Source organism: Paenibacillus pinisoli (assembly GCF_003605435.1).
GTDB classification, from domain to species: domain Bacteria; phylum Bacillota; class Bacilli; order Paenibacillales; family Paenibacillaceae; genus Pristimantibacillus; species Pristimantibacillus pinisoli.
The window spans coordinates 724,201-744,425 of the sequence record NZ_QXQB01000002.1 but is presented as its reverse complement, the minus strand read 5'-3'; the positions used below and the strand labels follow the sequence as shown (position 1 = coordinate 744,425).

The 20,225-nt window shown below is 52.8% G+C and carries 18 protein-coding genes; 15 read left to right on the top strand and 3 right to left on the bottom strand.

What is annotated here, in order from left to right; genetic code table 11:
• Nucleotides 1-347 precede the first annotated feature (347 nt).
• Nucleotides 348-617: a hypothetical protein gene (locus D3P09_RS27640; protein ID WP_165867384.1), complete on the bottom strand. Its 270-nt coding sequence runs from the start codon at nt 615-617 to the stop codon at nt 348-350.
• Nucleotides 618-661: 44 nt separating this feature from the next.
• Here D3P09_RS27640 and D3P09_RS10710 point away from each other — a divergent pair, with 44 nt between their 5' ends.
• The 6 genes from D3P09_RS10710 (at nt 662) to D3P09_RS10685 (ending at nt 7,632) form a co-directional block, all read left to right on the top strand.
• On the top strand, nt 662-940 hold the full coding sequence (locus D3P09_RS10710; protein ID WP_120109662.1) for a hypothetical protein: 279 nt from the start codon (nt 662-664) through the stop codon (nt 938-940).
• Nucleotides 941-1,186: 246 nt separating this feature from the next.
• A complete protein-coding gene (locus D3P09_RS10705) occupies nt 1,187-2,221 on the top strand; it encodes an ABC transporter substrate-binding protein (RefSeq protein WP_120109660.1) in 1,035 nt (344 codons plus the stop codon).
• Nucleotides 2,222-2,261: 40 nt separating this feature from the next.
• The gene (locus tag D3P09_RS10700) at nt 2,262-3,368 is read left to right on the top strand and encodes an ABC transporter ATP-binding protein (RefSeq protein ID WP_120109659.1); all 1,107 of its coding nucleotides are present in this window, start codon (nt 2,262-2,264) and stop codon (nt 3,366-3,368) included.
• Nucleotides 3,365-5,017 (top strand): ABC transporter permease, encoded by a 1,653-nt coding sequence (locus tag D3P09_RS10695; RefSeq protein WP_120109657.1) that lies wholly within the window; start codon nt 3,365-3,367, stop codon nt 5,015-5,017. Before D3P09_RS10700 ends, D3P09_RS10695 begins: the two co-directional genes overlap by 4 nt.
• A 118-nt stretch (nt 5,018-5,135) precedes the next feature.
• Nucleotides 5,136-6,851, top strand: a complete 1,716-nt coding sequence (locus tag D3P09_RS10690) for a sensor histidine kinase (protein WP_165867383.1) — start codon at nt 5,136-5,138, stop codon at nt 6,849-6,851.
• Nucleotides 6,823-7,632, top strand: a complete 810-nt coding sequence (locus tag D3P09_RS10685) for a response regulator transcription factor (RefSeq protein WP_120109654.1) — start codon at nt 6,823-6,825, stop codon at nt 7,630-7,632. The genes D3P09_RS10690 and D3P09_RS10685 overlap by 29 nt, the downstream gene beginning before the upstream one ends.
• On the opposite strand, the gene D3P09_RS10680 is transcribed toward D3P09_RS10685, so the two are convergent.
• Nucleotides 7,629-8,642 (bottom strand): zinc-dependent alcohol dehydrogenase family protein, encoded by a 1,014-nt coding sequence (locus D3P09_RS10680; protein ID WP_120109653.1) that lies wholly within the window; start codon nt 8,640-8,642, stop codon nt 7,629-7,631. The genes D3P09_RS10685 and D3P09_RS10680 overlap by 4 nt on opposite strands.
• A 117-nt stretch (nt 8,643-8,759) precedes the next feature.
• Between D3P09_RS10680 and D3P09_RS10675 the strand changes: the two genes are divergently transcribed.
• Together D3P09_RS10675 and D3P09_RS10670 are read left to right on the top strand one after the other, a co-directional pair.
• Nucleotides 8,760-9,149: a winged helix-turn-helix transcriptional regulator gene (locus D3P09_RS10675; RefSeq protein ID WP_120109651.1), complete on the top strand. Its 390-nt coding sequence runs from the start codon at nt 8,760-8,762 to the stop codon at nt 9,147-9,149.
• Between the two features lie 420 nt (nt 9,150-9,569).
• Entirely contained in the window at nt 9,570-10,343 is a 774-nt protein-coding gene (locus tag D3P09_RS10670) for an SDR family NAD(P)-dependent oxidoreductase (protein WP_120109650.1), read from the top strand.
• A gap of 734 nt (nt 10,344-11,077) precedes the next feature.
• Here the strand turns inward: D3P09_RS10670 and D3P09_RS10655 are convergent.
• Nucleotides 11,078-12,346, bottom strand: coding sequence for a helix-turn-helix domain-containing protein (locus D3P09_RS10655; protein ID WP_165867382.1), 1,269 nt, complete (start codon nt 12,344-12,346; stop codon nt 11,078-11,080).
• Nucleotides 12,347-12,737: 391 nt separating this feature from the next.
• Here D3P09_RS10655 and D3P09_RS10650 point away from each other — a divergent pair, with 391 nt between their 5' ends.
• From D3P09_RS10650 to D3P09_RS10620, 7 genes are all read left to right on the top strand, one after another.
• Nucleotides 12,738-13,799, top strand: coding sequence for an ABC transporter substrate-binding protein (locus tag D3P09_RS10650; protein ID WP_120109644.1), 1,062 nt, complete (start codon nt 12,738-12,740; stop codon nt 13,797-13,799).
• A gap of 23 nt (nt 13,800-13,822) precedes the next feature.
• A complete protein-coding gene (locus D3P09_RS10645; RefSeq protein WP_120109642.1) occupies nt 13,823-14,698 on the top strand; it encodes an ABC transporter ATP-binding protein in 876 nt (291 codons plus the stop codon).
• Nucleotides 14,691-15,524, top strand: a complete 834-nt coding sequence (locus D3P09_RS10640) for an ABC transporter permease (RefSeq protein WP_120109641.1) — start codon at nt 14,691-14,693, stop codon at nt 15,522-15,524. The genes D3P09_RS10645 and D3P09_RS10640 overlap by 8 nt, the downstream gene beginning before the upstream one ends.
• 484 nt (nt 15,525-16,008) lie before the next feature.
• A complete protein-coding gene (locus D3P09_RS10635) occupies nt 16,009-17,361 on the top strand; it encodes an LLM class flavin-dependent oxidoreductase (RefSeq protein ID WP_120109639.1) in 1,353 nt (450 codons plus the stop codon).
• Between the two features lie 169 nt (nt 17,362-17,530).
• Nucleotides 17,531-18,466: a TauD/TfdA dioxygenase family protein gene (locus D3P09_RS10630; RefSeq protein WP_120109637.1), complete on the top strand. Its 936-nt coding sequence runs from the start codon at nt 17,531-17,533 to the stop codon at nt 18,464-18,466.
• A gap of 273 nt (nt 18,467-18,739) precedes the next feature.
• The gene (locus D3P09_RS10625) at nt 18,740-19,279 is read left to right on the top strand and encodes an RNA polymerase sigma factor (protein ID WP_120109635.1); all 540 of its coding nucleotides are present in this window, start codon (nt 18,740-18,742) and stop codon (nt 19,277-19,279) included.
• Nucleotides 19,272-20,144 (top strand): hypothetical protein, encoded by an 873-nt coding sequence (locus D3P09_RS10620; RefSeq protein WP_120109634.1) that lies wholly within the window; start codon nt 19,272-19,274, stop codon nt 20,142-20,144. The genes D3P09_RS10625 and D3P09_RS10620 overlap by 8 nt, the downstream gene beginning before the upstream one ends.
• The last annotated feature ends 81 nt before the right edge of the window (nt 20,145-20,225 follow it).

Here is a 20,225-nt window from a genome sequence, read left to right as displayed (position 1 = left end):
TTGCACGAGCGAAAACGTGCGAAAAGCGTAAATAGCGCCGTGAGGCGGCGTTGCAAGAGCGAAAACGTGCGAAAAGCGCAAATAGCGCCGTGAGGCGGCGTTGCAGGAGCGACAACGTGCGAAAAGCGGAAATAGCACCGTGAGGCGGCGTTGCAGGAGTGAAATCGTGCGAAAAGCGCAAATAGCGCCGTGAGGCGGCGTTGCAGGAGTGAAAGCGTGCGAAAAGCGCAAATAGCGCCGTGAGGCGGCGTTGCAGGAGCGAAAACGAGCGCAAACAACCTTATCCCGCAATCATGTTCGAGAAGAACGCGATTTCGGGATTTTTTGCATATTAAGAAACATTGGAGCTAGTTCGTTCGTAAAATAAAGTTAAATTTGTCATTCGGAAGGGGACGCTGTGTATGCATAGAGAGAGAGGAGAGCTTGGAGGCTGGGCAAGCAGCAGGAAATGTGACAAGCTTAGCCTGCAGCAGCAACAAAAGCAGCACCAGCACCAGTCGCAGCACCAGCAGCACCAGCAGCACCAGCAACACCAGCAACACCAGCAACACCAGCAACACCAGCAACACCAGCAACACCAGCAACACCAACAACACCAGCAACACCAGCACCAGCATGAGCCGCAGCGACAACTAGGTAGAGAAGGAAGGGCGGTGACGGGATGAACGGGTATTCGATGCTCGCCATATTGGTTGTAGGGCTGCTGTCCGTTTCGTACTATGGATGGGCCGTGCGCACGCAAGCGCCTAAGTGGCTGGTATGGCTCCCTTCCCTGATAATTGTGGCAGCATTGGCGGGGACAGGGATCAAGTTTGCTTTCTTCCAGAAAGGATACAGCGGCATTGCCGACATCGTCACTTCGATGCTGCTCGGAGCATTGCTCGCCGTTCATTTGATCATTGCAGGCGTTGTTCACTGGAGAACCAAATCAACAAACTAATTATACTGCCTCAAAAGCTGGTTTTGGCGCATTGCCGAGACCGGCTTTTTTTAGTTTTATCCCTGTCCAAACTACAAACACTATGAACTATACATACTGCGCACCAACACAAAAACAGTGTAATGTATAGTAACGCAAAGCGTAAATTAGTTGCGAATCTTAGACGATTGTGTTGAATAATAGGATTTTAATGCGCTTACATTGGGATTAGAATGAAGCTACATTCAAACAAGGGGTGAAGGAATAATGAGAAAGTGGTTGAGTACGTCAATTATTCTAACAATGTTGGTTGCCATGCTCGCGGCATGCGGAGGCGGCAACTCGAACAACGGCGCATCGGGCGGCTCGAACAAGCTGGTTGTCTATACGCCGAATAGCGAAGCTATGCTGAATGCACTGATTCCATCGTTCGAGAAACAGACAGGCATTACGGTGGAGCTGGTATCTGCAGGCAGCGGCGAGCTGATCAAGCGTATTCAGTCGGAGAAAGCGAATCCTTACGCTGACGTTTTATTTGGAGGCGCTTTCGCGTTGTATAACGATAATGCAGACCTGTTCGAGGAATACGTTTCGGTGAACGACAAGGATCTGCTAGAGGGCCATGAGAACAAATCGGGAATCATGACACCCGTCGTATCGGACGGCAGCGTCTTGCTGGTGAACACGAACCTGGCGGGCGATATTGAAATCAACGGCTATGAAGATCTGCTGAATCCGGCTCTGAAAGGCAAGATTGCGATGGCGGATCCCGCTAACTCCAGCTCGGCCTTCGCTCAGCTGACCAATATGCTGAAAGCCATGGGCGGCGACTACACATCCGAAGCCGGATGGGACTATGTCGCGAAGCTGCTGGAGAACATCGACGGCAAAATCGCGGGCAGCTCCAGCAAAGCTCATAAGAGCGTAGCCGATGGCGAGTATGTTGTTGCCTTGACGTACGAAGATCCGGCAGTCAGCTATGTCAAGGACGGCGCTCCGGTGAAGGTTGTCTTCCCGAAGGAAGGCGCTGTGTTCCTGGATGCAGGCACAGGCCTCGTGAAAGGCGCCAAGAACCAGGAAAATGCGAAAAAATTTATTGACTATTTGATCTCGAAAGAAGGCCAAGACGCGATTGGACAACAGACAACGAATCGTCCGCTTCGCGCCGACGCGGCAATCAGCGACTTCATGACGCCAATCGATCAAATCAAAGTGATTCAAGAAGATGTAGCTTACGTCGCAGAGAACAAACCATCCATTGTAGAACGCTACACAGACCTATTCACACAAATCGCGAAATAACACAAGACTACACGGAAAACAAGGAAAGCGGGTGCATAACATGAGCGTTGCGATATCGTTCCAGGACATCGTAAAAAAATATGGCGACACTACCGTTATCCCCGAGCTGAATCTGGACATTCAGAAGGGTGAGTTCTTCACCCTTCTGGGTCCTTCAGGTTGCGGGAAAACAACATTGCTTCGCATGGTGGCGGGCTTCAACAGCATTGAGGGCGGAGCGCTCGCTTTCAACGACAAGGTTATGAACGATGTTCCTCCGGGAAAACGGAACATTGGTATGGTATTTCAGAATTACGCGATCTTCCCGCATCTCAGCGTATCGGAGAACGTCGCATTCGGCCTGCAAAACCGCAAGGTAGCCAAAGCGGAGCAGCAGCGCCGGGTAAGCGAGATGCTGTATACGGTGCAAATCGATCAATATAAAAATAGAATGCCCAAAAATCTGTCGGGCGGCCAACAGCAGCGTGTAGCGCTGGCCAGAGCGATCGTGATCAATCCAGACGTGCTGCTGATGGATGAGCCGCTGTCCAACCTGGATGCGAAGCTGCGCGTTGACATGCGCAATGCGATCAAATCGATCCAGCGTGAAGTCGGCATTACGACGGTATATGTAACTCATGATCAAGAGGAAGCGATGGCAGTCTCCGACCGTATTGCGGTCATGAACTCCGGCGTTATCCAGCAGATCGGCACGCCAAGAGAAATATATCAGCGCCCTTCGAACCTGTTCGTCGCGACCTTTATCGGCCGCACGAACGTCATCGATGCCAAGCTGGAGACGGGCGAAGGCGGCAGCGCTGCGGTTCGCGTCGGACGCGACTATTCGCTGTCGATGCCGGAGCTGGGCGAACTTGCGAAGTCTGGCCAATCCCTCGATGTGAGGCTCTCTGTACGGCCGGAGGAGTTCGTATTGTCCGAGGACGGCCAGGGGCTTGCGGGCAAGGTCGTCAACAATGTCTTCCTTGGTCTGAACACGCACTTGATCGTATTGCTCGATAATGGGCAAGAGGTGGAAGTTATCCAGCAATCGGCTTCTACGGAAACGGCAGAGATCGGCCAGACGGTAAGGCTTGCGATTCTGCCCGAAACCATTAATGTGTATGATGCCTCTGGAGAGCGCAACCTCAATCGGGGGACAGGACGATGAATCGCATGAAACGATGGGACATTTGGTCGCTCATCACGTTTGTTATTTTTGCCGGATATTTGATCTTCCTGGCGCTGCCGCTGTTCATGCTGCTGATCAAGAGCTTCTTCGACGGCACGACAGGCGAGTTTTCCTTGGCTTATTTCACGAAGTTTTTCAGCAAAGCCTATTATATGAACGCTGTCTGGAACAGTATAAAGGTGACTGTATGCGTAACCTTGCTCTCTGTTATTGTAGCGGGGCCGCTTGCTTATATAATGACAATAGCCAAGATCAAAGGCAGCGGCACAATCCGCATCCTGATCCTGATTTCTTCGATGTCCGCTCCGTTCATCGGGGCGTACGCCTGGATCTTGCTGCTTGGCCGCAACGGCGTCATTACGAACTTTTTTCATGATGTATTCGGCTTCCGCATGCCTGACGTCTACGGATTTTCCGGCATTCTGCTTGTACTGACACTGCAATTGTCTCCGCTTATTTTCATGTATGTATCCGGAGCGCTGAAGAATGTCGATAACTCTCTTATGGAGGCCGCGGAAAGCATGAACTGCACCGGCCTGAAGAAAATGTGGAAGATTCTCGTGCCGCTGATCACTCCGACGCTGCTTGCCGGCGGCTTGCTCGTCTTCATGAGAGCCTTCGCGGACTTCGGTACGCCAATGCTGATCGGCGAGGGCTTCCGCACGGTTCCGGTCCTCATCTTCAATGAGTTTATTAGCGAAGTCGGCGGCGACGACGGATTTGCTGCAGCGATTAGCGTAATTGTGGTCGTATTCGCAACAGCGGTGTTCCTGCTGCAGAAGTTTGTAGCCAACCGGAAATCGTACAGCATGAGCGCACTCAATCCGATTGAACCTAAGAAGCTGAAGGGCGTGGCGAATGCAGCCGCCCATATCTATGTCTATCTGTTCACGATTTTAGCGATGATGCCGCAAACCTATGTCGCCTATACGTCCTTCCAGAAGACGTCTGGCAAAATCTTTGTAGACGGATATTCGCTTGATAGCTACAAGGCCGCCTTTTCGAAGGTGGGGGATTCCATCTATAATACCTTTATCATCGCGGGCATTACGATTGTGATTATTACACTCGCAGCTATGCTGATTGCGTATGTAACGGTGAAGCGTAAAGGCGCAGTCGCGAATCTGCTGGATACGTTCTCGATGCTGCCTTACATTGTGCCGGGCTCTATATTGGGCATCGCGCTGCTCGTCACCTTCAATAAGCCGCCGCTTGTACTCAGCGGCACCATGATCATTCTTATTGCGGCTTTCACCATTCGGCGCTTGCCGTACACAATTCGCTCCAGCGCAGCCGTGCTGCATCAGGTGAACGACAGCATCGAGGAAGCGGCAATCAGCCTGGGCTCCTCTACGATGAGGACCTTCTTCAAAATTACGGTTCCGATGATGATATCCGGCGTATTCGCCGGCGCGATTATTAGCTGGATCAGCATTATAACTGAACTTAGCACTTCGATTATTCTCTACACGGGGAATACGAGAACGATGACCGTTGCCGTCTATACGGAAGTCGTCCGGGGCAATTACGGAGTAGCGGCCGCGTTGTCCACGATGCTGACGGTCATTACCGTCATCTCGTTGCTCTTGTTCTTCAAGTTGTCGGGCAAAAAAGAAGTGACCATGTAAGTCCGGACCGGGCTCGCGGAAGCGAGTTCCGGCCTTTTGTCCATTCAGGGAGGGACATTAGGGCATAGCCTTTCCGCATTTCGCAAAAAATATGAGACGCATGAAAGGAGAGGGCGAAGTGGCCAAAAGGAGCTTCAAAGATTCGCTGCGCCGGATGTTCCTGCTGCATACGTTAGTGCCGATCTCGATTCTGTTCGTCCTCTTCCTGCTGTTCATGATGATCAACTCGAAGCTGCTATTGGTCAGCCAGACGACTGATGCCGGCAAGAAGATCAAGTCGGCTTTGGAAAGTGTATACGCTTCCTATACCAAGGAGATGAACGAGGCTGCCGAGCAAGGAGCGGTCATTTCCTATGTGGAGTCGGGGCAAGGGGGGCCGGAATTGTTCGAGCGGTTCTACAGCTTCAACAGCCGCCAGCAAGTAAAGAGCATTATGCATATTCTAAGTCCTGATGGCGTTATTCTGGCGTCCTCAGCCAACTATGGCTCGGAATCGACGGATCAGGCGCTGCAAGCTATCGTTCGCAGAATGGAGGGGCAAGGCCTGGCTTCGCTTGCGGAGACGAATCAAATCCGCTTCTCCCAGGACCGTTACACCGCTTATACCTTTGCCAGAGCGATTCCGAGCGGCAGCCGGATTGCCGGATACTTGATATATCAGCTGTATGAAGAAGACTTCCAGAAGCTTATTTTTGTGCAAAATAATGAAATTGCCGTCGTGACGGACTCCTATCATAATATTATTGCAACGACGAGCAATCTGACGCGCGGTCTGATGAATAAGTACAGCCTCGCTGGGGAGCCGCAGGGCTTTGTCTGGATCGATAAGGGGCGGTATTACAGCAAGGAGACGTATGCGCTCGTCTCGCAGTGGCAGATCTATACGCTTAGCGCGGCTCAATGGAATCATGCCGCTTACTTGTCGCTGGCCGTTTTCTTTGCGCTTGCAAGTCTGCTGCTGTGGCTGCTCATCCGTTATTCCGCCCGCATGATCTCCACGCGCCAGTCGCGTGCGATGGATAAGCTGACCTATGCCGTGCGGGAGCTGCAATCCGGCAATATGGATGCGTATGTCTATATCGGAACAGGCGATGAATTCGATACGCTGGCGAATCAATATAATCTGATGTTAAGACGGCTCAATGAACTGGTAGCCAAAAATGAGGAGCTGTCGGATTTGCGCCGGGTCATTGAAGTGAAGCATCTGCAGTCGCAGTTTCATCCGCATTTTATTTTCAACGTGCTGGAGATGCTGCGATACGCCATTGTCGTCGATGACAAGCTGGCTCAAGATATTGTGCTTACGTTGTCCCGCCACCTGCGTTACAGTATCGGCAACGAGCGGGATCAAGTGGTTCTTGGCACTGATCTGGAGTACATCGCAGGGTATATGAAGCTCCAGCAGATGCGATTCAAGGACAGGCTTAACTATGTGGAGAAGGTAGAGGAGGCGGCGAAGGCGGCGCTTGTGCCGAGGCTGATGCTGCAGCCGGTTATTGAAAATGCGATCAAATACGGGTATCGCCAGCGCCAAGCTGTCTCCATCGAAGTGGTTGGCTGCGTGATGGGTGATGACCTTGTCATCGAGGTGAAGGATGACGGGGGCGGCATGAGCCAGGAGCGGCTGGAAGAGGTTCGGGAGATCATGCTATCGCAGAACAACCGCGCGCCGCATATCGGACTGCATAATTTGCACAGGAGATTGGTACTGATGTACGGTGAGCGCTACGGCATTCGGATTGACAGCGCCCAAGGGGAAGGAACGGCCGTAACATTCTTGCTGCCGTACCGGAAGGAGGAAGCGGATGTTCAAGGTGCTGCTGGTGGAAGATGAAGAGATGATTCGCAAAGGGCTTCGCTTTACCTTTGACTGGATGGGAGCGGACTGTGTCGTGGTGGGCGAGGCCGAGAACGGAGAGGAAGGGCTGCGGCAGATTGCTGCACTCCAGCCGGATATTGTTATTGTGGACGTCAACATGCCGTTGATGGACGGCATTGCGATGATTGAGCAAAGCGTAGAGGGGGCATCGTGCAGCTATATCATCCTGTCAGGCTATGATGAATTCCGGCTTGCCAAGGCTGCCATCCGGCTTGGCGTCACAGAGTATTTGCTTAAGCCGCTGGAGCAGGAGCAGCTGCTGGCCGCGCTGGAGCGGGCCAAAAGCCAGGTAGAGATGAAGCGCCAATATGCCGCGCTGAAGACTTCCGAGTCGGGAAGCGGAGAAGCCCGGCAGGCTTCGGTCGTGAAGCTGCCGGGCAAGTCGTCCCGTTACGTAACGAAGATGCTTCAATATGTGCAGGAGCACTATGCGGAGAAGATCAGCATCAAGGACCTGGTGGAGAAGCTGGAGGTCAGCGCTACGTATCTGAACCAGAAGTTCAAAAGCGAGACGACCTACACGTTTAACGACTTCCTGAACCGCTACCGTATTCAGAAAGCGATGGAACTGCTTCAGCGAAGTGACGGGAAAGTATATGCCATCGCCGCGGATGTCGGCTTCAAGGACTACAAATATTTTATTGCGATCTTCAAAAAATACGCAGGCTGCACGCCCAGCTATTATCAGGAGACGTACGGGCACGGAACCAAAGAGGAGCATGACGCGAACGGTTAGAACGAAATGGCGATTTTGCCGAAATACGAACCCTTCGACAGATGGCTGAGAGCATCGAGAGCTTGCGTAAATGGATAGACGGCATCGACGACAGGGCGAAGCTTGTGATGGGCGATAGCGGCATTCATCCGCTCGAACATGTCTCTGCTGCCTACATTAATGGCCTGCAATTTTGCCCTTCTCAGAATGGCAGGGACGATAGCGAGCCCTTCGACGCTCGCCCCGGACAATATCCCCACGATGCTGATCCCGCCGCCGACACGCAAGGCGGAGATGGACCGATTAAGCGTAGCCCCGCCGCCGAGATCGACGATATGGTCGGCTCCGCGTCCCTCTGTGTGTTCGAGCACGGCCTGATCCCATTCCGGTGTGCTCTTGTAGTTGATGCCGTGGTCGGCGCCTAATTCGATCGCCCTGTCGAGCTTGGCATCGCTGCTGGAGGTAACAATCACCCTCGCTCCTTGCAGCTTGGCGAATTGAAGGGCGAACAACGAGACGCCGCCGGTTCCCTGGACGACGACAGTGTCGCCTGCCTTGACTTGGCCTTCCTCGACAATGGCATGCCAGGCGGTCACTCCGGCGCAGGGCAGCGTCGCCGCTTCGATATCGGTCAAGTAGTCTGGGACGCGAACCAGCCCTTCCTCAGGAAGGACAACGTACTCCGCAAGCATCCCTTGAAGCGGACTCCCTAGCGTCGTAATCCAGTTGTCCTGCGTAGCCTCGCCGGACTTCCAGCTTTGGGTGAAGATCGGGCTTACCCGATCGCCTGCCTGGAACTTGCCAGCATTCTCCCCTACGGCAACGACTTCGCCTACTCCGTCCGATACCGGAATCAGCGGTTCGCTCAGCTGAGGGTTGTAGAAACCGTCAATAACCCCGATATCGCGCGCATTCAGCGAAACAGCTTTCATGCGTATGAGCACCTCGCCCCTCGCAGGGGACGGGACCGGGAGATCGGTCTCCGTGACATGATGGAGGCCGAAGCCTCCTTTAATCATGTATGCTTTCATGAATCTTCACTCCTTCAATGGGTATAGACACACCTTAATTCATGAACTAAGATGATGCTAGACGGCACTTTAAAGTCGGTTACGAACCTCAAGGTGCGGGAGAGGAGGCGGAGGGTTATGAAGCCTGCAGATATTTCGCATACAGCATGCAGCTATACTCATGTCCTGGAGATCATCTCGAACAAATGGACCGCGCTCGTTATCTACTCTCTGGAGAACGGCACCATTCGCTACGGAGAGATCAAGAGGCGCATAGATGGCATTTCGCAAAAGATGCTGACGCAGACGTTAAAGCAGCTGGAGCGGGACGGTCTGGTCAGCCGGAAGGTTACGCCGTCCGTGCCGCCTATCGTGGATTATACCTTGACCCCGCTGGGCGAGACACTGATTCCTTGCATGAAGATGCTGAAAGGATGGGCTGCGGAGCATTATCCTTCAGTACAGAAGGCCAGAGAGAGCTATTTGCTCGCCGAAGCGGATGCTGCTGTGCGCCAATTGAAAAGCTGACATACGATAGATATGCTCATACGGTCAAAAGGCTGCTTTTGCACATAAAGTATCCTTTTGACCGTATTTATTTTGGACTCCGGTATATTCCCCCTAATAAAAAACAGCCCCTCATGGATAGATCTCTAATAAATAAATCCCATCCAATCCGACACATTCAGCTGAAGTGTATATGAATCCGACACTTGCGCCAATTCTAATGATTTGTTCCCGAAGAGCAACGCAGTACAATAAAGATGTGAACAAAATAGCACAGTTTTAAGGAGATTAAGTTCATTAAGACAAGTGCTGTAAGGTCGTCCTGCGCAGAGGCCTAATACATGAGATTGATGCAATAAATAGTTGGGAAGCTCGAATATAGAGCCTGACAGCAATGAATCCTAAGATGTCTGGATACAACTCTAAGGGAGGCTTATTCATATGGGAAAATTCGATGGCAAAGTCATTATTATAACTGGCGCGGCTGGCGGTATCGGCAAAGTAACAGCGCAGAAATTGGCTGAGCAGGGTGCAAGCCTTGTTTTGGTCGATTTGAAGCTGGATGCGGTAGAAGCTGTTGTTGCAGAGCTGGGTCTTGAAGAAGGCAAAGCGCTTGCCCTGCAAGCGAATGTGGCGAATGAAAATGAAGTCCAAGCTTATGTAGAGGCAACTCTGGATAAGTTCGGAAAAATCGACGGCTTCTTCAACAACGCCGGTATCGAGGGCATCACAGCGAACGTAGAGGATTATCCGACGGACGTATTCGAGCTGGTGCTGAATGTCAACGTGAAAGGCGCCTTCTTCGGCCTGAAATATGTGGTACCGGCCATGAAGAAGCAAGGTTACGGAAGCATTGTGAATACGGCATCCGGCGCCGGTCTGATCGGCTCGCCTGGATTTGTGGGCTACAATAGCTCCAAGCATGCATTGATCGGGATGACTCGCGTAGTGGCACTGGAGACAGCGCCGTTCGGCGTTCGCGTCAATGCGGTAGCGCCGGGCGTCATCAACACCCGCATGATGCGCCAGATCGAAAAAAATACAGTGCCGCAGGATGCCGAAGGAGCAAGAAAAGCATTCGGCGCAGCCGTGCCGATGGGCCGCTACGGCGAAGCGGAAGAAGTGGCCAACGTGGCGATCTTCCTGCTGTCCGACGACTCTTCCTATGTCACTCAATCCATCTACACTGTAGACGGCGGTCAGATGAATCAATAATAGGATCAAATGAGAAGCTCCAGGCCTTGTGCCTGGGGCTTTTTTGATATGTGTTTTTGAATGTGTGAGCTTCTTATTGGAATATATAGACACCTATCGCGACATGGAATATGATGAGGCTAGATGAATTGGAAAACTTATGGAATCAGGTGAATCATGCTGCTCATCGTACTGTTGCTCATTCCTACCGTGCTCATTACCATACGAAGTTTCAGCAAGTCGGAAAGGCTTAATCGAGCTATATCTCGTGTAACCAACAGGTTAAGGTCAGCAATATTGTGGGTGGGTCTGCCTGTCCTTCTGATTCATGCGGTATATAGGATTATTACAAATTGGAGCAGCTTTACATGGCAAGATACGATGGAGAGGTTGGGGATTGTAGCTGCGGGCGGTATTCTAGGGTTCTTGATGACAAGGCTGCTTACTAGAATGGAGTCGAAGGGCGCCATGACAACCAAGGAGAATGATTAATCTTGAAAGGGGGAAGCACGTGTATAGTAATCGAAAGGCTGCTGTACTTTCAACACTGGCAGGAGTGGTGATTCTTATTGCTTCCTATTACCTCGGATTGATTATGATTGGAGTTATTTTTTTCCCTATGATCTGGGGGCTGACTTATAGAACCCTTGCAAAGGTAATACGAACATTTTAATATCCGAGAAACTTGTTAAAACCAGTCGCCCATTCATAAGTGGGCGGCTGGTTTTTAGTTTGAGCTGATGCAAAGAGTGCTGCTAATAAAGTCCGCGGGCAGCCCAGTCTTCATCGGGCAGGGCTCTGTCCGGCACAGGCAGCCGCAGGGCCTCCATCGCTTCATAGAGGTATTCGAAGCGGTACTCGATGCCGCGCCCGGCGGCGAGCCAACCACTGCTTCTGGCTTGCTCCTGATTCAGCCGGTTCAAGCTGGCAAGCTCCATCTCGTATAAGGCAGAATCCCAGCATACGCTGGCTGCGATAGAAGCCGCCACTTCGGCGGGGATGCCTTGGCGGCGAGAGATGATGCTTGCTGCCCGAAGCGGGGATGATCGTACGAATTGATGCACGCGCAGATGCGCTTTGAGATAAGCCACGATGACGGCGGGATGGCGGCTTGCCCAAGCTTCATCGACTACGATGCCCGTCAGGAAATCGTCCCCCGGCTCTTCTTGAACAAGAACGCGGCCTAATCCGCGATGTTGGGCCATGCTGAGGTATGGCTCATTCAACACGCTTCCGGACAGCTCCTGACGCATCATGCCGGCTAAGCTTTCATCCAGCTCCCGATGCAGTACCTGGCTGTCCTCAATACCGAAGTTGTGAAGAATCTTGGCCATGCGGCCGCCGGAGCTGGATTGGGCTACTGCGGAAATCGACAAGCTTTCGATATGGGAGGCGGTTTTCAGCTGAATATCATTGCGGATAACGAGACCAATTCCTTGTCCTCCTTGCGTCTTGCCGTCGCAGGCGAGCAGCACCGGACGGAAGGAGGGAAGCACTTGCCCAAGCGATGAGCACAGTGCAATCGGATAATCTCCTAGAGAGGCGATATGAATATGCCCGCCAATCATTCCTTGGACTAGCTCCGGCCCGTTAGGCGCATCGGTCCATTGCACCTCAACTGGCTTTCCCGGCATCGTACGGGACAGCTCCTCCTCGAACCAGCCCAGCTCCTTCATGATGAAGGAAGTCCAGATTTGCGCGGAACGGCTTTGATAGCCGACCGAGACGAGCAGAGGGGAAGCTGCATCGCTGGCTCTTTTATACGAATCCTCGTAAGCCCCGGATTCGTGATGTCTGCCCGGCATGTTCTTTACGCTTTCCTGCAGCATAGCCGCGTTATGCAGGATGGTAGCGTGACGATGAATCCACAGCTCCAGTTCGGTCTTGTCGACCCAGATTTCCTTGCCGATCTTGCGGAAGGGAAGCTGCTTATGTCTCCGCCAACGATCGAAGGTGGATCTGCTGATGCCAAGCAAATCCATCGCTTCTTGCAAAGTAAGCAAATTAAACTGCTGTAATGACATCGGATACGCCTCCTTCACACAGCTTGCCGCCGCTTCAAAATGGTTACATGTGGTCATTCATGGTCATTCATGGTCATTCATGGTCACTTGCTCGCCATCCGTTGACACATGAAATGCGAAAGTCATATAGTCAATTATAAGAAATTAAACATAGTAAGTATATAGGAATAAGTGTATATATGTGAGGGCAGAAAAATGTCGCAAGCTTCATTTGGGCGAAGGGGAGAGAGGACAATGACAAGCAAGCAAATGCGTCCCGGTTGGGAAGTCATGAGGGACTTCTATTGTTGCCGTTCTTTCCTGCAGCGTAATTACGAGTAGTCTGATGCAAGAGTCGGGAAGAGCTCTTTTATAAATAGACAGAATAATACGACAATTGGAGTGGGATATCATGATCAACTATAGACGGGTTCAAAAAGGTTCGCTGAGAGGGTCTATTCGGCTGTTGCCGCTGCTGCTTGCCGCAGCTCTTATGCTGGGCGCATGCGGCGGCAAGTCAGAGCCTGCCGTATCGGCGGCTACAGACGGCGTAGAGAAGCTGGAGATATCGGAGCTTCGCTATCAGGGAAGCGTAGGTGCGGTCACTTTTCCAGAGCTGGCCGAGGATCTAGGGTATCTGGCGCCGCTGAAGCTGAAGTTCATCGGCAATACGATAAGCGGTCCGCAGGACATTCAGGCTGTTGTGACGGGCGATACCGATTTCGGCGGGGCGTTCAACGGGGCTATCGTCAAGCTGATTGCCGCCAAAGCGCCAATCAAGTCGGTCATCAGCTATTACGGCGTCGATGACAACACCTGGACGGGATATTATGTGCTGGATGACAGTCCCATCAAGACGGCGCGTGATCTGATCGGCAAACGAATTGCGGTCAATACGCTGGGCGCCCATCATGAGTTTGTGATTAAGGAATATTTGCACCGGGAAGGGCTGACGCCGGAGGAGATCAAGCAGGTTGCGCTTGTGGTCGTGCCCCCGGTCACATCGGAGCAGACGCTTCGGGCGAATCAGATCGATGTGGCGACACTGGGCGGTGTGCTGAGGGATAAAGCGCTGGAGCGAGGCGGCATCCATCCTCTGTTCACAGATAAGGAGCTATTCGGCAATTTCAGCGCGGGAAGCTATGTGCTTACGGACAAATTCATTAAGGACAATCCGAAGGCGGCGAAGAAGTTTGTAGAGGCGACGGCCAAAGCGATCGAGTGGGCACGGAACACTCCGCGTGAAGAAGTCATTGCACGATATGAGAGCATCATCCAGAAGCGAGACCGCAAGGAAGACAAAGATACGGTCAAGTTTTGGAAAAGCACAGGTGTCGCTGGCGAAGGCGGCTTGATCGCGGATAAGGAGTTCCAGACGTGGATCGACTGGCTGGTGAACGAGGGCGAGCTGAAGGCGGGCGATTACAAATCGTCGGATCTGTTCACGAATGAATTTAATCCATTCAACCAATAGGGAAACAGGAGGGGAGCTAAGCGATGGCAGTCAAAATCAGCATTGAGCATGTGCAAAAGTCATTTCGCATCAAGCGCAATATGGGAGCGCTGAAGGAAGAAGCGCAGCCGTTGTCGGCCTTGCATGACATCAATCTTGAAGTCCGGCAAGGGGAGTTTATGGTGATCGTTGGTCCGAGCGGCTGCGGCAAATCAACCCTGCTTGATCTGCTGGCGGGACTTACTACGCCGAGCAGCGGCCGCATTCTGCTCGACGGCAAGCCGATTGCCGGCCCTAATCTGGATAGAGGCATCGTCTTTCAACAGTATGCGTTGTTCCCGTGGAAGACGGCGCTTGGCAATGTGGAATTTGGGCTGGAGGCGAAAGGGGTAGGACGAGAAGAACGCAGAAAACGGGCCAAGGAATATATTGACTTGGTCGGATTATCTGGTTTCGAGAACCGCTATCCTCACGAATTGTCGGGCGGGATGAAGCAAAGAGTAGCGATTGCGCGCAGCTTGGCCTATGATCCCGAAGTGCTGCTGATGGATGAGCCGTTCGCGGCACTTGATGCCCAGACGAGAGAGACGCTTCAAAGCGAGCTGCTTCGCATCTGGGAAACCACAAAGAAGACGATTATTTTCATAACGCACGGAATTGAAGAGGCCGTTTATCTTGGACAGCGTGTTGCGGTCATGTCCTCCCGTCCGGGTAGGATCAAGCAAGTTATTGATATTCCGTTCGAATCCCGCAGCAGTGAAGAGGATTTGCGCTCTAATCCGGAGTTTGTGCGGCTGCGTCATGAAATATGGGAACTGCTGAAGGATGAGGTGGTCCGCGCACAAGAGCAAGAGAAGTCGAAGACGCTGGACAGCTTCAAATCGGCGGACGCAAGAAAAGGAGTGGCGAAACATGGCTAATGGAAGAGCAGGGGAGCTGGTATTGCCGAAGGCGAAGGAATCGGAGGCTGCACGCTGGTCGCTTGCTGCGCTCCGCAAGCTTTTCAAAAACTCGATTGTTATTGTAGTCCTGCTTGCTATATGGGAGGTTACGCCGCGGCTTGGCATCATTAATATCACGTTTTTTCCGCCAATCTCTCAAGTGCTGGCTACCTGGTGGCAGCTGCTGCTGTCGGGTGATCTGCTAGACCATACGGCAGCGAGCCTGTCGCGATCTATCGGAGGTTTTGCGCTCGCTATCGTGGTTAGCATTCCGCTAGGTCTAGCTATTGGATGGTGGAAGCCGGTCGCCGAATATTTGAATCCGTTCCTGGAGCTGATGCGCAATACGGCCGCGCTTGCGATCCTGCCGGTATTCATCCTGCTGCTCGGTCTTGGCGAGACGTCGAAGGTGGCTATCGTTTTCTACGCTTGTATTTTCCCGCTGCTGCTCAATACAATCAGCGGAGTGAAGAATGTGGATCCGCTGCTGATCAAGTCAGCCCGTTCCATGGGGCTGAACGCGGTCAGCCTCTTCCGCAAAGTAATTGTGCCGGCTTCGATTCCTACGATATTCGTCGGTATCCGGCAGGCGGGGGCCAGCTCGATTCTGGTGCTGGTGGCGGCGGAGATGGTCGGCGCGACGTCAGGGCTGGGCTACCTGATCCAGTACGCGCAGTTCAGCTTTCTGATTACGGAGATGTATGCCGGCATTATTACGATTTCGGTTATTGGACTCATCGTGAACTACGTGCTCGTATCGCTGGAGAAACGGCTCACGGGCTGGAAGCAGAACGCGCGGGAGTAGCTTCTGCGCCGCGAGAAGCTCTAAGCCGAGAAAGTCGGTTTAGAGCGTGCGCCGGGTGCGCCAAGAGGGCTGCAAGCCGAGAAAGTCGGCTTAGAACATGCGCCGGGTGCGCCACGGGGTCTGCAAGCCGAGAAAGTCGGCATAGAGCATGCGCTGGGTGCGCGACGAGGGCTGTAAGCCGAGAAAGTCGGCATAGAGCGTGCGCTGGGTGCCCGACAGAGGCTGTAGGCCGAGAAAGTCAGCTTAGATGTGCGCTGACCGCGCTGCGGGGGGCTGTAGGCCGAGAAACTCGGCATAGAGTGTGCGCTGGGTGCGCGACGGAGGCTGTAGGCCGAGAAAGTCGGCTTAGATGTGCGCAGTGTGCGCTGCGGGGAGCTGCAAGCCGCACAACATGGCTTGGAGCGTGCATCGGCTGGGCTGCGAGCACCTGCAAGCCGCAAAACACGGCTCATGAGGCCGCATATTGGGAAGGAGTGGAGGACGAATGGGGAAACAACAACGGCAATTGCATTTGAATTTGTTTATTATGAGCGTCGGCCATCATGAGGCGGCATGGAGGTACAAGGGTACGGAGCCGGAGCGGATCAACGATTTGAAGCATTATCAGCGGCTGGCGCAGACCGCGGAGGCGGCCAAGTTCGATTCGGTCTTCCTCGCTGACGGACTGTCGGTCAACAAGCATGTGAAGCACGGAGCGTTCGTCGGACTGGAGCCGTTCACCCTGCTGTCGGCGCTGGCGGCGGTCACCGAGCGCATCGGCCTGATCGGCACCGTCTCGACGACTTATAATGAGCCTTTCCACGTGGCGCGGAAGTTCGCATCGCTCGATCATATCAGTAACGGCCGTGCGGGCTGGAATATCGTTACGTCAGGCAGCATCCATGAGGCGCAGAACTTCAATCGGGATACGCATCCGGAGCATGCCAAGCGCTATGAGCGGGCCAAAGAGTTTCTCGATGTGACGACGGCGCTGTGGGACAGCTGGCAGGATGATGCGCTGCTCATCGACCGCGAAGCCGGCGTATTCGCGGACCCGCTGAAGGTGCATCCGATCTCGCATCAGGGCGAGCACTTCCAGGTGAGAGGGCCGCTCAACATTCCGCGTCCGCCGCAAGGCTATCCTGTGCTGGTCCAGGCTGGCTCGTCGGAAGACGGCAAGGAATTCGCCGCGCAATATGCGGAAGCGATCTTCACTGCGCAGCAAACTCTTCTGGAGGCGCAGCAGTTCTATGCAGATGTCAAAGGAAGACTGCTCCGTTACGGCAGAACGCCGGACCAGCTGCTGATCCTGCCGGGAATCTGCCCGATCATTGGCGCGACCGAAAGCGAGGCGAAGGAGAAGGAGCAGGAGATCAACGAGCTGACGGTGCCGGAATACGGGCTGAATCAGCTGTCCAATATGCTGGGCGTCGACCTTTATACCTATCCGCTTGACGGGCCGCTGCCTGAGCTGCCGAAGCTGGAGGACATCAACGGCAACAAAAGCCGCTTCCAACTGGTCGTGGACTTGGCTGAGCGGGAGAGACTCACGATCCGCCAGTTGCTGCACAAGCTTGCAGGAGGCAGAGGACACCGGACGTATGCCGGTACGCCAGCACAAATCGCAGATCAGCTGGAAGAGTGGTTCGTATCGGGCGGTGCGGACGGCTTCAATGTAATGCCTCCTTACTTGCCGGGCGGTCTGGATGAATTCGCAAGCAGCGTCATTCCGGAGCTGCAGCGCAGAGGCCTGTTCCGAACCGAATATGAAGGCCATACACTGCGCGGGAACCTGGGATTGCAGCGGCCGAATCATCCTGCTGTGCCTGCAGCGACGGCCGCAGCGATCTCGCAATAAGAGCAAGCCAGGGGCGATTGCAAGCAAAGAGCTGCCAATGAAGCATCCGTTGCTCCTCAGGCAAATGGAATCATTTTTCACATGAACCATCATGAATCATTTCACTATAAATTACAGTTCACGATACGCAGTATATTAATCCCTTAGGGAACTAAATGGAGGTATGGAGATGAGCAAAGCAGAGCAATCGGTTCAGGAGGAAGCAGTTATTTCGATTCATCCGGTGGCAGGCAGAATTGGAGCAGAGATTAGAGGCGTGCGGCTGGGAGGCGACCTGACGCAAGAAACGTTGGCGACGCTCCGTGAAGCGCTGCTGAAGTACAAGGTTATTTTTGTACGGGATCAGCAGCACTTGGACGATGCCGGACAGGAGGCTTTCGCTCATCGGCTTGGCAGCCCTGTCGCCCATCCTACCGTTCCGATCAAGCAAGGCACCGATTATGTGCTGGAGCTGAATTCCGCTCATGGCGGCAGAGCCGACTCTTGGCATACGGACGTATCCTTTGTGGATGCATATCCGCAAGCCTCTGTACTGCGCGCAATCGTTATTCCGGAAGCTGGCGGCGATACGGTCTGGGCGAATACGGCAGCCGCTTACGAGCAACTGCCCGATGATCTGAAGCAGCTGGTGAACGGGCTGTGGGCCGTCCATAGCAATGACTACGATTATGCGGCCCAGCGCAATCAAGTCTCTGAGGAAGCCCAGCGTTACCATCGGGAAGTGTTCCGGTCCACGGTGTATGAGACAGAACATCCGGTTGTCCGTGTCCATCCCGAGACAGGGGAGCGTACTTTGCTGCTGGGGCATTTCGTGAAGCATTTTATCGGCTTGTCCAAGACTGACTCCGCTCAGCTGTTCAACCTTCTGCAAAATCATGTGACTAAGCTGGAGAATACGGTGCGTTGGCGCTGGGCTGCGGGAGATGTGGTCATCTGGGATAACCGGGCGACGCAGCATTATGCGGTCAACGATTATGGCGACCAGCACCGCGTCGTACGCCGCGTGACCATTGACGGCGACGTGCCTGTCAGCATTGACGGACGCCGCAGCGTAGCGCGCTACAACTCGTCCGATTCGCAAAGCTCGGAGGCGGAATCCGCTTAACGTTCTTCACTGAAATAAAATAGCTGCAAGGATATTTTGTGAAAATGGGGTTGCGTTCGTTAGCCATTCGGCTAGCTGGCGCAGCCTTTTTGTATTTCAGTCTAGAGTCCGTTCACCATCACTACAAGCGATAAAGGTAGATGAGTTTCACATATCCGATCATAATGGAAAGGTATGTTGTTTCCAATAATCAGAAAAAGTTCAACTATTACGGATGAATATAAAACCATTTGGCCCATTGAATCGTGTTAGGGGAGAAAGGAGGAAAGAAGAGTGAAAATATCCACGTTAGTCGCACGCCACAGCGGTATCATATCCGATGACACGGATGACGTGATGAGCGCAATTCTGGATGCATATGACCGGCACGTCGATATGGTATACCGGGTTTGTTATTCCATGATGGGAAACAAGCAGGATGCGGAAGATGCAGCGCAGACAGTGTTCGTGAAGTTAATGGAAAATGACAGGCCGTTCACCAGTATCGAACATGAGAAAGCGTGGCTGATTTTGACGGCTCGGAACCACTGCCGAGACATGCACCGCAAGTGGTGGAAGAAAAAAGTTGTGGACCTGGATCCGAGCGTGATGGAGCTTGCTGGTACCGCAACAATGGAAAGACGGGAACTGGAGGACAATCTGCGGAGGCTTCCTTCGACGCTCAGATTGCTCCTATATCTGTATTATTACGAAGGTTATAAAGTGGTTGAAATCGCTGAAATGTTAACGCTAAATCCGAATACGGTGAAGTCGCAGATGAGAAGCGCGCGGAAACGACTGAAATTGCAGATGGGAGATGATAGGGTTGAGTAGAGAGGAACTGAATTCATTATTTGAAAATATGTCGCCAGACGAGATTCAGAAGAAGCGGATTCGGAGCTATCTCATGAATCGCAGGGAGTCGTCGGTCTCGAGCGAGGCACGCCCTCCTAGGCGGCGATACATATGGTGGGCTGCGCCAGCGCTATGCCTTATGCTGGCAGCAGTCGTATTTTTGAGTGGTTCTTTCGGAGGAGCATCGCCGGTATACGCCATTCATCTTAAAGTCGGTGAGGAGGAGCATACTTTCAAGCTTGCAGACCGTCAGAAATCTCCAGATCAATTCAGTACAACGGTCAGCAACGTCGACTCACGGCCAGGTCTGGAGTTTTATGTGGAAGGGGACAATATCGCCCAAATCGAAATTTCTTCAGAAAATGAATATGTTTACGCCGCAGATTGGACAAAGACGCAGCATGAGAAATATTGGAACGACGAATACTATCAAACTTTTGATGAGGAAAAACAGATTTCAATTGCCGATTTCAGTCTGTTGTACGATAAGAAGATGACAATGACCTTTGATGAAGCTTTTACAGACTACGGTGAGATATGGTATTTCTGGACGGCGTGGAATTTGTACCAGTGGGCAGCAGAGGATAATTTCTCGCGTTTTCTTGGGGCAGGGATGGCGCCGCCGCCTTCAGGATCACAAGAAGAGAGGGAGATGGCAGCGGGTAATCTGTCGGGGGTAGGCCATATTCAACTGGAGGGCTATCCAGAAGAGCTGTTGGAGGATACCATAACGATTGTCATTACGGATCGCGATGGCAACATTACGACGAGATATATTCATGTCAAAGTCAGCAATAATGAATTATCCCAAACGGTCGTTACGGCAAACTTGGTCGATGAATGATTTAATCCTATCCTTCAAAACATACCTAGCGTGCAGTAAAATGTGATTATGTTTGTGTTTGAAGGGAATTCGGGAGGAGTC

Coding starts and splice junctions, on each gene's coding strand:
- D3P09_RS10705 (WP_120109660.1), top strand. CDS start 1,187: ATGAGAAAGTGGTTGAGTACGTCAATTATTCTAACAATGTTGGTTGCC.
- D3P09_RS10645 (WP_120109642.1), top strand. CDS start 13,823: ATGGCAGTCAAAATCAGCATTGAGCATGTGCAAAAGTCATTTCGCATC.
- D3P09_RS10685 (WP_120109654.1), top strand. CDS start 6,823: ATGTTCAAGGTGCTGCTGGTGGAAGATGAAGAGATGATTCGCAAAGGG.
- D3P09_RS10640 (WP_120109641.1), top strand. CDS start 14,691: ATGGCTAATGGAAGAGCAGGGGAGCTGGTATTGCCGAAGGCGAAGGAA.
- D3P09_RS10635 (WP_120109639.1), top strand. CDS start 16,009: ATGGGGAAACAACAACGGCAATTGCATTTGAATTTGTTTATTATGAGC.
- D3P09_RS10680 (WP_120109653.1), bottom strand. CDS start 8,642: ATGAAAGCATACATGATTAAAGGAGGCTTCGGCCTCCATCATGTCACG.
- D3P09_RS10695 (WP_120109657.1), top strand. CDS start 3,365: ATGAATCGCATGAAACGATGGGACATTTGGTCGCTCATCACGTTTGTT.
- D3P09_RS10650 (WP_120109644.1), top strand. CDS start 12,738: ATGATCAACTATAGACGGGTTCAAAAAGGTTCGCTGAGAGGGTCTATT.
- D3P09_RS27640 (WP_165867384.1), bottom strand. CDS start 617: ATGCTGGTGCTGGTGTTGCTGGTGTTGTTGGTGTTGCTGGTGTTGCTG.
- D3P09_RS10630 (WP_120109637.1), top strand. CDS start 17,531: ATGAGCAAAGCAGAGCAATCGGTTCAGGAGGAAGCAGTTATTTCGATT.
- D3P09_RS10700 (WP_120109659.1), top strand. CDS start 2,262: ATGAGCGTTGCGATATCGTTCCAGGACATCGTAAAAAAATATGGCGAC.
- D3P09_RS10670 (WP_120109650.1), top strand. CDS start 9,570: ATGGGAAAATTCGATGGCAAAGTCATTATTATAACTGGCGCGGCTGGC.
- D3P09_RS10675 (WP_120109651.1), top strand. CDS start 8,760: ATGAAGCCTGCAGATATTTCGCATACAGCATGCAGCTATACTCATGTC.
- D3P09_RS10710 (WP_120109662.1), top strand. CDS start 662: ATGAACGGGTATTCGATGCTCGCCATATTGGTTGTAGGGCTGCTGTCC.
- D3P09_RS10655 (WP_165867382.1), bottom strand. CDS start 12,346: ATGTCATTACAGCAGTTTAATTTGCTTACTTTGCAAGAAGCGATGGAT.